The organism is Achromobacter sp., from assembly GCF_050285565.1.
In the GTDB taxonomy this organism is placed as follows: Bacteria; Pseudomonadota; Gammaproteobacteria; order Burkholderiales; family Burkholderiaceae_B; genus Achromobacter.
Genome location: NZ_JBLZXG010000013.1, coordinates 90,464 through 104,186 on the forward strand (window position 1 = coordinate 90,464; position 13,723 = coordinate 104,186).

Annotated in this window: 16 protein-coding genes; 12 read left to right on the forward strand and 4 right to left on the reverse strand. The window is 69.5% G+C overall.

What is annotated here, in order from left to right:
• Nucleotides 1–90: 90 nt before the first annotated feature.
• Together waaC and ACN6O8_RS23990 are read left to right on the forward strand one after the other, a co-directional pair.
• Complete coding sequence (gene waaC / locus ACN6O8_RS23985; protein ID WP_427993477.1) at nucleotides 91–1,134, forward strand: lipopolysaccharide heptosyltransferase I; 1,044 nt, start codon at nucleotides 91–93, stop codon at nucleotides 1,132–1,134.
• The gene (locus ACN6O8_RS23990; protein WP_427993478.1) at nucleotides 1,134–2,447 is read left to right on the forward strand and encodes a 3-deoxy-D-manno-octulosonic acid transferase; all 1,314 of its coding nucleotides are present in this window, start codon (nucleotides 1,134–1,136) and stop codon (nucleotides 2,445–2,447) included. Before waaC ends, ACN6O8_RS23990 begins: the two co-directional genes overlap by 1 nt.
• Nucleotides 2,448–2,468: 21 nt before the next feature.
• On the opposite strand, the gene ACN6O8_RS23995 is transcribed toward ACN6O8_RS23990, so the two are convergent.
• Genes ACN6O8_RS23995 through ACN6O8_RS24005 form a run of 3 tightly spaced genes read right to left on the reverse strand, consistent with a single transcriptional unit; the run spans nucleotide 2,469 to nucleotide 4,309 of the window.
• Nucleotides 2,469–2,633, reverse strand: coding sequence for a hypothetical protein (locus ACN6O8_RS23995; RefSeq protein ID WP_427993479.1), 165 nt, complete (start codon nucleotides 2,631–2,633; stop codon nucleotides 2,469–2,471).
• Between the two features lie 18 nt (nucleotides 2,634–2,651).
• The gene (locus ACN6O8_RS24000; RefSeq protein ID WP_427993480.1) at nucleotides 2,652–3,458 is read right to left on the reverse strand and encodes a type III pantothenate kinase; all 807 of its coding nucleotides are present in this window, start codon (nucleotides 3,456–3,458) and stop codon (nucleotides 2,652–2,654) included.
• Nucleotides 3,455–4,309, reverse strand: coding sequence for a biotin--[acetyl-CoA-carboxylase] ligase (locus tag ACN6O8_RS24005; RefSeq protein WP_427993481.1), 855 nt, complete (start codon nucleotides 4,307–4,309; stop codon nucleotides 3,455–3,457). Before ACN6O8_RS24005 ends, ACN6O8_RS24000 begins: the two co-directional genes overlap by 4 nt.
• Before the next feature lie 93 nt (nucleotides 4,310–4,402).
• Here ACN6O8_RS24005 and ACN6O8_RS24010 point away from each other — a divergent pair, with 93 nt between their 5' ends.
• From ACN6O8_RS24010 to ACN6O8_RS24055, 10 genes are all read left to right on the forward strand, one after another.
• Complete coding sequence (locus ACN6O8_RS24010) at nucleotides 4,403–5,536, forward strand: MlaE family ABC transporter permease (protein ID WP_427993482.1); 1,134 nt, start codon at nucleotides 4,403–4,405, stop codon at nucleotides 5,534–5,536.
• Nucleotides 5,536–6,375 (forward strand): ABC transporter ATP-binding protein, encoded by an 840-nt coding sequence (locus tag ACN6O8_RS24015; RefSeq protein ID WP_427993483.1) that lies wholly within the window; start codon nucleotides 5,536–5,538, stop codon nucleotides 6,373–6,375. Before ACN6O8_RS24010 ends, ACN6O8_RS24015 begins: the two co-directional genes overlap by 1 nt.
• Nucleotides 6,362–7,318 carry an MlaD family protein gene (locus ACN6O8_RS24020; RefSeq protein WP_427993484.1) on the forward strand — a complete coding sequence of 319 codons (957 nt, stop codon included), beginning with the start codon at nucleotides 6,362–6,364 and terminating at the stop codon, nucleotides 7,316–7,318. The genes ACN6O8_RS24015 and ACN6O8_RS24020 overlap by 14 nt, the downstream gene beginning before the upstream one ends.
• Nucleotides 7,315–7,914 carry an ABC-type transport auxiliary lipoprotein family protein gene (locus ACN6O8_RS24025; protein WP_427993485.1) on the forward strand — a complete coding sequence of 200 codons (600 nt, stop codon included), beginning with the start codon at nucleotides 7,315–7,317 and terminating at the stop codon, nucleotides 7,912–7,914. Before ACN6O8_RS24020 ends, ACN6O8_RS24025 begins: the two co-directional genes overlap by 4 nt.
• Nucleotides 7,915–7,948: 34 nt before the next feature.
• Entirely contained in the window at nucleotides 7,949–8,602 is a 654-nt protein-coding gene (locus ACN6O8_RS24030; protein ID WP_427993486.1) for an alpha/beta hydrolase, read from the forward strand.
• Between the two features lie 153 nt (nucleotides 8,603–8,755).
• Nucleotides 8,756–10,006 carry a D-alanyl-D-alanine carboxypeptidase family protein gene (locus tag ACN6O8_RS24035; protein ID WP_427993487.1) on the forward strand — a complete coding sequence of 417 codons (1,251 nt, stop codon included), beginning with the start codon at nucleotides 8,756–8,758 and terminating at the stop codon, nucleotides 10,004–10,006.
• A 134-nt stretch (nucleotides 10,007–10,140) separates the two neighbouring features.
• Nucleotides 10,141–11,007 (forward strand): D-amino acid aminotransferase, encoded by an 867-nt coding sequence (locus ACN6O8_RS24040; protein WP_427993488.1) that lies wholly within the window; start codon nucleotides 10,141–10,143, stop codon nucleotides 11,005–11,007.
• A 110-nt stretch (nucleotides 11,008–11,117) separates the two neighbouring features.
• Nucleotides 11,118–11,390 carry a YbeD family protein gene (locus tag ACN6O8_RS24045; RefSeq protein WP_427993489.1) on the forward strand — a complete coding sequence of 91 codons (273 nt, stop codon included), beginning with the start codon at nucleotides 11,118–11,120 and terminating at the stop codon, nucleotides 11,388–11,390.
• 11 nt (nucleotides 11,391–11,401) lie between these two features.
• The gene (gene lipB, locus ACN6O8_RS24050; protein ID WP_427993490.1) at nucleotides 11,402–12,043 is read left to right on the forward strand and encodes a lipoyl(octanoyl) transferase LipB; all 642 of its coding nucleotides are present in this window, start codon (nucleotides 11,402–11,404) and stop codon (nucleotides 12,041–12,043) included.
• Nucleotides 12,040–12,768 (forward strand): tetratricopeptide repeat protein, encoded by a 729-nt coding sequence (locus tag ACN6O8_RS24055; RefSeq protein WP_427993491.1) that lies wholly within the window; start codon nucleotides 12,040–12,042, stop codon nucleotides 12,766–12,768. Before lipB ends, ACN6O8_RS24055 begins: the two co-directional genes overlap by 4 nt.
• Here the strand turns inward: ACN6O8_RS24055 and ACN6O8_RS24060 are convergent.
• Nucleotides 12,765–13,577: a substrate-binding domain-containing protein gene (locus ACN6O8_RS24060; RefSeq protein WP_427993492.1), complete on the reverse strand. Its 813-nt coding sequence runs from the start codon at nucleotides 13,575–13,577 to the stop codon at nucleotides 12,765–12,767. The two genes, ACN6O8_RS24055 and ACN6O8_RS24060, sit on opposite strands and share 4 nt — an antisense overlap.
• Nucleotides 13,578–13,723: the final 146 nt, after the last annotated feature.

Sequence of the window (13,723 nt, forward strand, 5' to 3'; positions counted from 1 at the left end):
GAATACACATCCCGGCACAGTCGGGAATGATACCGTGAACGTCCCCGGCTTCCGCCGGGTTCCGGTGGGAAACCTCTAGCCTTAGACTTGATGCCAACTCGCATTCTCATTGTCCGCACGTCGTCACTAGGCGATCTGGTGCACATGTTGCCCGCCATTTCCGACATCGCCCGCCATGTGCCGGACGCCGAAATCGACTGGATCGCCGAAGAGGCGTTCGCCGAGATTCCGGCATGGCATCCCGCGGTCAATGAGGTCATCAAGGTGGCGCACCGGCGTTGGCGCAAGGCCTGGTGGTCGGCCCAGGTGCGAGCCGAGCGCAAGGCGTTGCGCGAGCGTTTGCGGTCGAAGCAATATGACATCGTGCTGGACATGCAGGCGCTGCTGAAGTCGGCCTGGCTGGTGCGTCAGGCGCAGGGTGTGCGCCACGGGCTGGATTGGCGATCAGCCCGCGAACCCCTGGCTTCGCTTTTCTACAACGTGCGCCACCGTGTCGAATTCTGGCAGCCCGCCGTGATCCGTCAACGCAAACTGGCCTCGCTGACCTTTGGTTACCAATACGGCGGCCAGCCCGACTTCGGCCTGCAGGCGTTTTCTCGCCAGGTGACGCAGGGGGGCGCCGCCGATCCCGTGCACGAGGTATCCGCCGAGGGCCTGGACGTCACCGAACTGCCCCGCCTGCACCACCTGGATACCCACCGCGGTTATGCCGTGATCATGCCCTCGGCCAGCCGCGATGACAAACTCTGGCCCGAGGACGACTGGCGCGCGGTGTTCCGGCGCCTGCGCGACGCCGGCTGTGCGCTCAAGTTGCTGGCGGGCAATGAGCAGGAGGCCGAACGCGCCCGGTTGCTTGTCGCCGGCATGGAGGACGTCGAGGTGATGCCGCGCATGGATCTGACCTCGGTCGCGCGGCTGCTGGCCGGGGCGCGCCTGATGGTCGGTCTGGACAGCGGTCTGACCCATCTTTCGGCGGCGCTGGGACGCCCGACCATCGGCATCTACCGCGCTTCCACGCCGGTGCGCACGCCGCTGGTCGGCTCGAACTACACCGCCAGCCTGGGCGACCGCGGCGCCTCGCCGTCGCGCGAGGCCGTCATGGCTTCCGTGGAGCAGGCGCTGGCCGCGCACTGATGAACCGCGCCGTCTATACCCTCGGGTTGCGGGCGCTGGCGCCCCTGGTCTGGTTGTGGATGGCCCGCCGCGCCAAGCGCGCGGGCGGCGAATGGGGCATTTTTTCTCCGGAACGGTTCGGTCGTGCGGCGCCAGCGCGAGGCACGCCGGGCCGGATCGTGTCGGATCGGGACGCACCGCAAGCGTGGGACGCCGCTCCGGTCTGGGTCCACGCCGTCAGCCTGGGCGAGACGCGGGCCGCGCAGCCGTTGTTGCAGGCGCTGCTCGATCGCGGCCTGCCGGTGCTGCTGACGCACATTACCGCCACCGGCCGCGCCGAAGGGGCGCGCCTGTTCGCCGACGCCATCGCCCGCGGCCAATTGCGCCAGGCCTGGCTACCTTACGACTTTCCTGGCGCGACGCGCCGGTTCCTGGCCGCCGCCAAACCGCGCTGCGGCATCCTCATAGAACGCGAGATCTGGCCCAATCTGCTGGCGGCGGCGCGGCGCGCGCATGTGCCGATGGCGCTGGTGAGCGCCCGCTTTTCGGAGTCGTCGCTGCGGCAGGCGGGCCGCTTGGGCGCGGTCATGCGCGAGGCGTTGGCCGGGCTGGATCTGGTATTGGCCCAGACCGCCGCCGATGCCGAGCGCTTGGCCCGGGCCGGCGTGCCGCGTTCGAGCGTGTCGGGCAACTTGAAGTTCGATCTGTCGCTGCCCCAGGATCGGGTGCGGGAAGGACAGGCCTGGCGCACGCGTCTGGGCCGTCCGGTGGTCGCCCTGGCCAGCACCCGGGAAGGCGAGGACGGGCCCTTCATCGATGCGCTCAAGCGCCTCGCGGGCACGCCCGGCGGGCCTTTGTTCCTGCTGATTCCGCGCCATCCGCAACGTTTCGAGGAAGCCGCCGCGCTGCTGGAACAGGCCGGCCTGGCCTATGTGCGGCGGTCGACGGGGCAGGCGCCCGAGGCGCGCACGACGGTATTGCTGGGCGACACGCTGGGTGAGATGGCTTTCTATTACGCGGCGGCCGATGTGGCCGTGGTGGCCGGCAGTTTCGCGCCGCTGGGCGGGCAGAACCTGATCGAAGCCTGCGCCGCTGGCGTGCCGGTGATCGTCGGGCCGCACACGTTCAATTTCCAGCAGGCCGCCAACGATGCCATCGAAGCCGGCGCGGCGCAGCGCCAGGCGGATCCGGCGCAAGCCGTGGCGGCCGCGCTGGCGCTGTTGGCCGACCCGGGCGCGCGGCAGGCGGCCAGCGATGCGGCGCGAGCCTGGTTTGCCAGCCACGCGGGCGCCACCGCGCGAACCATGGAGGCGTTGGCGCCCTGGTTGCGCTGAGGCCCGCAGTACCTCAATCCCTCAGACGGGCTGGCGCGGTACCAGTGTCACGGCGCCCGGATTCAGTTCCTGGCTGAAGCGGCGCGTATCGCGTCCTTCGTCTTCCGGGCGCACGCCGAGCCAGCCCTGGCCGAGCGCGTAGACGCCCAGGTTGGCCAGCAGGATCAGGATGAAGAGCACTCGCATGACGCGGCCTTGGCGGAGTCAGGCGCCCGGTTCGGGGTTGGCGCGCGCCATGGCGGCCAGTCCGTCCAGGACGGGGTGGTTCAGGTAGACCGGCACCGGCGCGGCGCCGAACGCGCCGCCAGCGTCGGCCAGCAGGCGCTCGATTTCCTGGTGCACTTGCGGCCAGCCGCCGCCGGCGGCGAAGATCTGCGGCGTCTGGCCGTAGCGCTGGCGGCCGGCGAGCCACTGGCGCACCACCGCGCCGGCCTGGGCCGCGGCGATGCCGGAGGCGATGGCCTCATGGGTGTCGGTGGGGTAGGCCACGACCTGGCCGTCGGCGATCGGCAGGTTGGCCGTGCCGTGGGCCAGCGCGTTGCGCATCATCGCCGGTCCCGGCAGGATCAGGCCGCCGGCGAAGACGTTGTCCGGCCCGACCGTATCGATGGTGGTGGCGGTGCCGAAGCTGGCCAGCAGGAAGGGCGGATGGGCGCCGGGCAGGCGCGACAGCACGCCCAGCAGCGAAGCCCAGCGATCCGCGCCCAGTTGCGAAGGCGTCTTGTAGCGATTGGCCAGCCCGAGGGTGGTGGCCTGCGAGGTCGCCCAGGTCACCGCGCAGCCATGTCGTTGCAGGATCGCGGCGATGGCCGCGCCGCGCTCGGCGCCGGCCACGTTCACGCCCAGCGCGCGCGATGGCCGCTGCGGCAGGGCGCCGAGCCAGCGGTTCAGGGCCTCCAGGTCCAGGCCGTCGAAGGCGACCGCGGCGGGTTCGCGCGGCATTTCCGGGCTGGAGGGATCGAGCCAGCCCACTTTGAGGCGGCTGTTGCCGGAGTCGATGAGGATGATCATGCTTGGCGTCGAATCGAGATTTCACCGACCGAGATCGGCGTGGCGCCCTGGGGCGTTTGCACCAGCAGGCGGCCCTGGCCGTCGACGCCGCAGGCGGTACCGCTGAGGATCACGTCGCCCTTGTCGAGCACGTTGATGGCGCGGCCGGCCAGCGCATCGACCCGGTCGAAGCGCTGCCCGAACGCGTCGAAGCCGTCGCGTTCGAGGGTGCGCACGGCCTCGTGCCAGGCGGTCGCCGCGGCGCAGACCAGGTCGGCGGCGGTGGCAGCGGGGCCGGATGCATGACGTGTGACGCAGGTCCAGTCGGCGACTTGGCGGCCCAGTGCTTGCGACAGCGCGTCGGCGTCGACCAGGTTCACGCCCATGCCGATGACGACGGTGTAGCCGGTTTCGCGGCCGCCCGGATTGCGGGTGGTCTCGACCAGCACACCGGCCAGCTTGGCATCGTGCCATTGGACGTCATTGGGCCATTTCATGCAGAGGCCGTCGGCGCCGGGGCCGGCCACGGCGCGCAGCGCCTCGCAGGCGGCCAGGCCGGCCAGTGGTGACAGCGCCGGCAATTGCGCGGCGGGCAGGTGCACGTCGAAGGCGCACGAGAACATCAGCGCCGCGCCGACCCGGTTCTGCCAGGGGCGGCCGGCACGGCCGCGGCCGGTTTCCTGCAGGTGCGTGCCCAGCAGCCAGGGTTTGCCGGCGCCGGCGCCCGCGCGGGCGCGCGCCAGCAGGTCGGCGTTGGTCGAGCCGGTGCTGGCGGTCCAGGCGATGTCTTGGAAGGCGGGCAGGCGCGAACCCAGCATCCGGGCCAGTTCGTCTGGCGCGGGCAGGTCGATGGGGCGGACGTGAGCGGACATGGCGGCGATTGTAGGGCACGCGCGGGCCGCGTTCGCGGCCCGACGTTCGCAGCGTATATGATTGTGGATACATTTTGCATCGGTATCCGCTACATGCCGCATTCAGTTCCGTCCGCTTCCCGTGCCGCCGCGCCCTTCCGCCAGGAAGGGGGCGTCTGCCATGTCGGTGGCGACTGGAGCGTGCTGGCGCTGGCCGAACCGGGCGAGGTCGAGCGCCGCCGCGCGGCGATGGCCAAGGCCGCCGTTGCCGGTGCGCGTTGGGATCTGCAGGGCATCAGCCGGCTCGACACCATCGGCGCGCTGCTGATCTGGCAGGCCTGGGGCGAAAAGCTGCCCGAGCGGGTGCGCTGGTCCGCCGGCCAGCAGGACGTATTCACCACTCTGGCCACCAACAAGGGCGGCAAGCCGGCCCCGCCACGACCCGAACCGTCCTGGGGCTGGCTGCGCGCCCTCGGGGGCGGCGTGCTGCAGGCGGCCGAGAACGGCCGCGCCTTGCTGATCATGCTGGGGCAGTTGGTGCTGGATCTGTGCGGCATGCTGCGCCGGCCATCGCGCGGGCCGTGGCGCGAGATCTCGGCCCAGGTCTACCGTACGGGGGCGCAGGCGCTGGGCATCACGGCCCTGGTGGGCTTCCTGATCGGCGTGGTGCTGTCGTACCTGTCCGCGCAGCAGTTGCAGATGATTGGCGCGGATCGCTTCATCGTGCGGTTGCTGGGGGTGTCGATCGTGCGCGAGCTGGGGCCGGTGCTGGCGGCCATCCTGGTGGCTGGCCGTTCGGGCTCGGCCATCACGGCGCAGATCGGCGTCATGCGCGTCACGCAGGAGCTGGATGCGATGCTGGTGATGGGCATTTCGCATGGCCAGCGGCTGATCCTGCCGCGCGTGGTGGCGCTGGCCGTCACCATGCCGTTGCTGGTGCTGTGGACTGACGCCATGGCGATCCTGGGCGGGATGCTGGCCGCGCAGATGCAATTGGGGGTGTCGGCGCAATGGTTCCTGCAGTCGCTGCCGGACGCCATTTCCCTGACCAACTACTGGATCGGCATTCTGAAGGGCGTCACCTTCGGCATCCTGATTGCGCTGATCGCCTGCCATTTCGGCCTGCGCATTCAGCCCAACACGGAAAGCCTGGGACGCGGCACCACGACGTCCGTGGTGACCTCGATCACTGGCGTGATCCTGCTGGACGCGCTGTACGCAGTCATTTTCAGCTCGGTGGGCATCTGATGACCGGCGCCGAGCAGCACCGCCTGTTTGCCGAGGACCACGTCACGGTCGCGCCTGTGATCAGCGTGCGCGGCCTGCGCACGGCCTTCGGTGACCACGTGGTGCACGACAACCTGGATCTGACCGTCTTTCCGGGCGAGATCCTGGTGCTGGTCGGCGGTTCGGGCTCGGGCAAGACGGTGCTGCTGCGGCAGATCATCGGACTGAATCAGCCGGCGGCCGGCACCATCCAGGTGCTGGGCAACACCTTGTCGGCGCTGACGCCGAGCGAGCGCCGGCGCCTGTCCTATCGCTGGGGCATGCTGTTCCAGGCGGGAGCGCTGTTCTCGGCGCTGTCGGTTTACGACAACGTCGCGCTGCCGCTGCGCGAGCTGCGCACCGTGCCGGAAGATCTGGTGCGCGACGTGGTGATGTGCCGCCTGGCGATGGTCGGCCTGTCGGCGCAGGACGCGGACAAGCGACCGTCGGATCTTTCCGGCGGCATGATCAAGCGCGTGGCGCTGGCGCGCGCGTTGTCGCTGGACCCGGAACTGGTGTTCCTGGACGAGCCGACGGCGGGCCTGGATCCGCTGCGCTCGGACGAATTCGTCGACCTGGTGCGCAGCCTGCACCGGCAGTTGGGTTTCACCGTCGTGATGGTGACGCACGATCTGGACACGCTGCTCGCGTTGGCCACCCGTGTCGCCGTGCTGGCGGACAAGCGGGTGATTGTGTGCGACACGGTGCCGGAAGTGCTGAAGGTCGATCATCCGTTCATTCATACATTCTTCCTGGGTGAGCGCGGCCTGCGCGCGCTCGGGGACATGGCGCCGAAGGGAACGCATCATGGAAAACCGTAGTCACGCGCTCATGGCCGGCATCTTCACGCTGGTCCTGCTGGCCGCCGCTGCGCTGGTGGCCGTCTGGATCGGCCGCGACCGGACCAAACTGCAAACCTATGAAATCGTCTCGGCCACCGCCGTCAGCGGGCTCAACCCGCAGTCGACCGTGCGCTACCAGGGCGTGCCGGTGGGCAAGGTGCAGTCGCTGGCGCTGAACCCCGACAAGCCGGGCCAGGTGCGCATCCGCATCGGCGTGGCGCCGACCACGCCGATCACCGAATCGACGTGGGCCGAACTGGGCGTGCAGGGCGTGACGGGCATGGCCAATGTCGAACTGCGCGACGATGGCAGTTCGTTCAAGCGGTTGGTGTCCACCGAGGCCAATCCGGCGGCGATTCCGCTGCGCCCGGGTTTCCTGGATCGCATCGAGCAGCGCGGCGGGCGGCTCATCTCCAACGTTGAAGACGCCACCGAGCAGTTGCGGCGCCTGCTGAGCGAGCAGAACGTGCAGGCCCTGACCGCCAGCCTGCAGAATGCCACCGACATCACCCAGTCGCTGAAAGACGCCAGCCGCGACCTGGCGCCGACGCTGGCCAAGCTGGGGCCGCTGGTCGATTCGCTGGGCAGCACCTCGCGCCAGGCCGACCGCGCCGCGCGCGAGGTTGCCGATCTGGCGCAGCAGGCGCGGCAGTCGCTGGCCCGCCTGAACGCGCCCGACGGCGCGCTGGCCGCCGCCACACGCAGCCTGAACGACATCGCTTTTGCCGCGTCGCGCCTGGATGGCGAGACGCTGCCGGCCGTCACCAGCATGGCGGCCAGCGTTAGCGAGGCGGCGCGCGGCGCCGCCTTCACGCTGCGGCGCGTGGACAACACGCCGCAATCGTTATTGTTCGGGCCGCCGCCGGCCGTTCCCGGCCCCGGCGAGGCCGGTTTCGCCGGATTTGGGAGACAGCAGAAATGAAGATGCGTAGCGCGATCCTGGTTCTGACCCTGGCGCTGGCCGGCTGCGGCGTGGGCCGCGTGGGGGCGCCGCCCGCCGTGTTCGACCTGGGGTTGGACGCCCGGCCGGCGCCGCAGTTGCCGGCGCGCGAGCCGATGGCGTTGGTGTTTTCGGCGGTGCCGGCGTTGTCCAGTACCGGCGTCATCTGGCGGGTGGGCGACAGCGCCGCGCCGCAGTCCTATGCCACCTACCGCTGGGCCTCGCCGCCGGCGGATCTGGTGCGCCAGCGCCTGTTCGAGCGTCTGTCGCGCCAGGGGCCGGTGCTGGCCGAACGCGCCAGCGGCCAGACGCCGCAGTTGCAGGTGTACCTGTCGCAGTTCGAGCAGGTGTTCACCCCCGATGGATCGGCCAGCGAGGGCCGGGTGCTGCTGCAGGCGGTTCTGCTCAACGGCCGCAGCGTGGTGGGCCAGGTGCGCATTGCGACGCAGGCGCCGGCGCCCACGCAGGACGCCGCCGGCGGCGTGGCCGCGTTGCGCCAGGCCACCGACGATGCCGCCGACCAACTGGCGCAATGGCTGGCCGCCCAGCCGAAGGCCGCGGCCCGGCCTGGCGGTTAACATCCCCCCTTTTTTCAAGCCGCACGAGTCTCCTATGCCCGCAAGCACTGAAACCCACGCCTTTACCGGCGCCGCCGGCCGCATCGATTGCGCGGTGGATTGGCCTGACGGCACACCGCGGGGCTGGGCCCTGGTACTGCACCCCCATCCGTTGCAGGGTGGCGCGCGCGAGAACAAGGTGGTGACCACGGTGTCGCGCGCCTGTGTCCAGCACGGCCTGGTGGCGGTGCGCCCCAATTTCCGCGGCGTCGGGCTGTCCGAAGGCAAGTTCGACAAATCCGTGGGCGAGACCCAGGACATGCTGGCGGTGGTCGCGCAGATGCGCGAGCGCCATCCCGAGCTGGCGGCCGCGCCGTGGGTGCTGGCCGGCTTTTCCTTCGGTACCGCGGTCGCCGCGCAGACCTATGCCGCGCTGGCCGACCAGGGGGATACGGCGTTGCCCAGCGCGCTGATGCTGATGGGGCCCGCCGTCAACCGCTTCCAGTCGCACGAGGTCCAGGTGCCGGGCGACACGCTGATGGTGCATGGCGAAGAGGATGAGGTGGTGCCGCTGTCCGAGGCCATGGACTGGGCGCGGCCGCGCTCGATCCCGGTGGTGGTGATCCCCGGCGCCTCGCATTTTTTCCACGGCAAGCTGCTGGTGCTGCGCCAGCTGGTGCAGGCGCACCTGAAGGTCAAGCTCGACTGAATGGGGCGCGCCGCAAGGCGCCGAGTTGCATCAGGTTGCATGTTTTAAATGCGCGAGGAACCCATCCCGGGCCGGACGGGTCTCATCGACTGCCTATAATTGTCAGCCACTTGCCCCGCGCCGGCGGGCGTCTTTCCTGGACCCACGTTGCCGATGAAGAATTTGTCTCACTCCACCTCTTTCCCCGTTGTCTTTGCCCGTCGCGCCCTGGCCGGCGCGGTGCTGTCGGCGATGCTCGCGACCTCGCTGCCGGCCTGGGCCCAGCAGGCGCCGGCGGCCGCGGGCGCCACGGCCCCCGCGCCGACGGCGACGGGCGTGGTGCCGGTGGGGGACGTGTCGGCGGTGCCCGCGCCGACCATCGCGGCCAAGGCCTGGATCGTGCTGGACGTGAACAGCGGCCAGACCCTGGCGGCGTCCAACCCGGACATGAAGGTCGAGCCCGCGTCGCTCACCAAGATCATGACGGCTTACGTCGTGTTCAACGCGCTCGAGGAAAAGCGCCTGACGCTGGAGCAGACCGTGCCTGTGTCCGAGCACGCCTGGCGCACCGGCGGGTCGCGTATGTTCATCGAGCCGCGCAAGCCGGTCACTGTCGACGAGCTGAACCAGGGCATGATCGTGCAGTCGGGCAACGACGCCTCGGTGGCGCTGGCCGAAGCGGTCGGCGGCAGCGAAGCCGCCTTCGCCACGCTCATGAACCAGGAAGCCGAGCGCCTGGGCATGCGCAACACCCATTTCATGAACGCCACCGGGCTGCCCGATCCGCAGCACATGACGTCCACGCGCGACCTGGCCACGCTGTCGGCGCACCTGATCACCGACCACCCCCAGTTCTTCCACTACTACAAGCAGAAGAGCTTCACCTACAACAAGATCACCCAGCCCAACCGCAACCGCCTGCTGTGGGCCGATCCCTCGGTCGACGGCATGAAGACCGGTCACACCGATTCGGCCGGCTACTGCCTGGTGTCGACCGCGGTGCGCGGCGACCGCCGCATCCTGGTGGTGGTGGTGGGTACCGACAGCGAAGCCACCCGTGCCGAGGAAAGCCTGAAGCTGCTGAACTGGAGCTTCCAGAACTTCGACACGGTCAAGCTGTTCGACAAGAGCCAGCCCGGCATCGACGCCCGCGTCTGGGAAGGCACCGCCGAGAACGTCAAGCTCGGCCCGCCCAACCCGGTCTCGATCGCGGTGCCGCGTGGCAAGGCCGGCGATCTCAAGCCCGTGGCACAGCGCACCGATCCGCTGATCGCGCCGCTGGCCAAGGGCCAGCAGGTCGGCACGTTGCAGTTCACGCTGGACGGCAAGGTGTTGCGCACCGAGCCGCTGGTGGTGCAGGACGCCGTGGAACGCGCCGGCTTCTTCGGCCGCATGGTCGACACCGTCAAGCGCTGGTTCCAGTAAGCGGGCGCGCCACGGGCGCGGCCGCGGGTGTAAGCTAGCAGCGGGCGTTTCGTGCGCGAAACGCCCGTTTTGCATTCTTCCAGGGGCGGGCCGCACGGCCCGTCCCTATTCCATTTCACATTCAGGAGTGCCTCATGATTCCGGGCGTGCCGGGCGAAAGCCAGGTGTATCTCAACGGTGAGTTCCTGCGCGTGGACGAGGCCAAGGTCTCCGTCCTGGATCGCGGCTTCATTTTCGGCGATGGCATCTACGAAGTCGTCCCCGTCTACCAAGGCAATGCCTTTCGCATGGCCGAACACCTCGACCGCCTCGACCGCAGCCTGGCCGCCCTGCGTATCGCGCAACCGTTCGACCGCGGCGGCTGGATCAACCTGATCCAGCAATTGCTGGATCGCACCAACCTGGACACCTGCATCGTCTATCTCCAGGTGACTCGCGGCGTGGCCAAGCGCGATCATGCGTTCCCCTCGCCGGCCGTGGCGCCTACGGTATTCGGCATGGTTTCGGCCTGGGCGCCGCCTGCGGCCGCTGCCCGCGCCCAGGGCCTGTCGGCGATCAGCATTCCCGATGAGCGTTGGCTGCACTGCGAGATCAAGTCGGTCTCGCTGCTGGGCAATGTGCTGGCCCGGCAGCAGGCGGTGGACGCCCACGTCGACGAGGTGCTGCAATTTCGCGATGGCTTTCTCACCGAAGGGTCGTCCACCAACATCTGGGTGGTCGCCGGCGGCAAGCTGCTGGCGCCGCCCAAGAACAACCTGATCCTGGAGGGCATCCGCTACGGCTTGATGGGCGAGCTGGCGGCCGAGGCCGGTATCCCGTTCGAGGCGCGGCGCCTGAGCCAGGATGAGGTGGTCCAGGCCGATGAATTGATGCTGTCCTCGGCGACCAAGGAAGTGCTGCCGATCGTCTCGCTGGACGGCCGGCCGGTCGGCTCGGGCAAGCCCGGCCCCGTTTATGAGCAATTGCGCGCGGGTTATGATGCCCGCATCGCCGCGCTCTAGGCCCCGCGGGGCGGCCCGGGTGGCCGCCCGCGCCGCGCGCCCTGGCGGCGGGCCTTGCCTGCACGATGCCTGCCCCCATATAGACGTATTGACGCCCCAGGCCATCCATCATGCATATTCCGCCCGAAGAATCCCTCATCGAGTACCCCAGTGACTTTCCCATCAAGGTCATGGGCAAGCATCATCCCGAGTTCGCTCAGACGCTGACCGAAGTCGTGCTGCGCTTCGATCCGGGCTTCGATGCCGCCACGGTCGAGATGCGGCCCAGCAAGGGCGGCAACTACCTCGGCCTGACCTTCACCGTGCGCGCCACGTCGCGCGAGCAACTCGACGAGCTCTACCGCGCCTTGCACGGCCACCCCATGGTGTCGATCGTCCTCTAAGGCCAGCGGTTGTGATCAAGTGGCTCGCCCGGCCCGCGGACTACCTTTCCGTATGGCGGGACATGCAGGCCTACACCGACCAGCGCTCGGCCGGGACGCCCGATGAAATCTGGCTGTGCGAGCATGCGCCCGTCTACACCCTGGGGCAGGCGGGCCTGCCCGAGCACGTGCTGAACCCCGGCGCCATTCCCCTCGTCCAGTGTGACCGTGGCGGTCAGGTCACCTACCATGGCCCCGGGCAGGTGATGGCCTATGCGCTGTTCGACCTGCGTCGCGTCGACATGTACGTGAAGGAATACGTGGCGTTGCTGGAAACCGCGGTGATCGACACGCTCGACGCGATGGGCGTGGCCGGCGCCTGCCGCAAGCCGGGCGCGCCGGGTGTCTACGTGCCCGACCCCGATGGCGGCCATGAGTTGGCCAAGATCGCCGCGCTGGGCATCAAGATCCGCAATGGCCGCGCCTATCATGGCGTGTCGCTGAACGTGGCGATGGATCTGACGCCGTTCCTGGGCATCAACCCTTGTGGCTACGCCGGCCTGCGCACGGTCGACATGGCATCCTGTAGCGTGCGGCGCGACCCCACCGAGGTGGGCGACGCGCTGGCCCGCAACCTGGCCCGCTTGTGGCGCCAGGCAAGGACGCCCATATGAAGACAACTTACACCCCGGCCGAGGTGGCCGCGACCACGCCCGAACAACTGGCCGGCCTGCGTGCCGGCCCCGCACCGCAGTATGCCGCCTGGATCCGCACGGCGGCCGGGATGGGCATGGTCGAGGCGCAGACCATCTTCGGCCAGATGCTGCTCGATGGCGTCGGCGTGCCGCGCGACCCGGACGAAGGGCTGGCCTGGTTCAAGCGCGCCGCCAACGCCGATCACCTCATGGCCATCAACATGATCGGCCGCTGTTATGAGAACGGCTGGGGCGTGCCGGCGGACGATACCGTGGCGGCGTACTGGTTCCGGCTGGCCGCCGATCGTGGCTTGGACTGGGGCATGTACAACTACGCCCACATGCTCAAGAGCGGCCGCGGCGGCGTGGCGCGGAACCGCGCGGCGGCGCTGGCCCTGTACCAGCAGGCGGCGCAGGCCGGCCACGTCAAATCCATCGGCGTGGTCGGCCGTTTCTACGAAGCCGGCGACGTGGTGGAGCGGGATCTGGAGCGCGCGTTCGATTGCTACCGGCGTTGCGCGGAGGGCGGCGATTTTCGCGGCATGTTCCACCTGGGCCGCATGCTGTTGCTGCGGGGGCGCAAGCAAGAGGCGGTGCAGTGGCTGGCGCGCGTGCCCGAGACCTCCACCCCCGCCTTTCTGCGCGAAGCCGACGCCATGCTGCGCGAGTGCGGCTTTCCCGCGCTCTACGAAACCGACGCCTAAGTACTCAGGCGCGCTTCGAGCACGACATCGAGCGTCAGACGCGTGCCGGCCGGTTGTTCGCCGTCGAGCCGGTCCAGCAGCAGTTGTCCCGCGCGCCGGCCCAGTTCGGCCGCGTCCACGCCCAGCGTCGTCAGCCCCTGGGCCCACTGCGCCGCGCTGCCGTCCTCGGTGAACCCCAGCACCGCCAGGTCCTGCGGTACGTGCAGGTCGCGGTTGTGGGCCTCCGATACCGTGGCGGCGGCCAGCAGGTCCGAGGTGCAGAACACCGCGTCGAAAATCGTATTGGTGGCCAGCAGGCGCAGGAACGCCATGCGGCCATCGTTCAGTTGCAGGGCCTCGGGTTGCACGATGTCGGCGACCAGGTCGCGCCCCAGCGCGGCCGCGCTGGCGATGAACCCCTCGCGGCGGGCGCGTTCCCAGGGGGTGTCGGCGCTGATGCAGGCCAACCGGGCATGACCTTTTTCGGCGAGGTGGCGGGCCGCCTGGCGGCCCGCCTCGGTATTGTCGAGCGTGACCAGGCTGTCCAGCAGGTTGGCCGGCGCACTCCAGGTTTCGACCACCGGGATTTCCAGCGCGGCCACGGCGGCGCGCAGTTGCGGGTCGTCGAGCGGCCCGATCGCCAGCGCCGCGGCCGGCGCCAACTGGGCCAGCCGCGGCAGCAGGCAGGCATCACGCCACGGGCCGGCGGCCAGGTAGTAGCCGGCGGGCGCCAGTCGTTCGGCGCATGCTTGCACGGCGCGGGCTGCCGGGGCGTAATCGAGCCGGGGGGCGCACAGGACGATGGGGCGGGGCGGAGACAGGGCGGGCATGAGGGCAGGTGGCGTGGATTCGTCAGGCGTGACGATAACCCGAGGCGTCCCGGCGTCGGGCCATCCGGGGCAGATGCGGGCGCAAGGGGTAAAATGTCTTCTTTTGTCTCAGACCGGGGCGTGCGCGTGCCGGTCGTGAAGGTGCC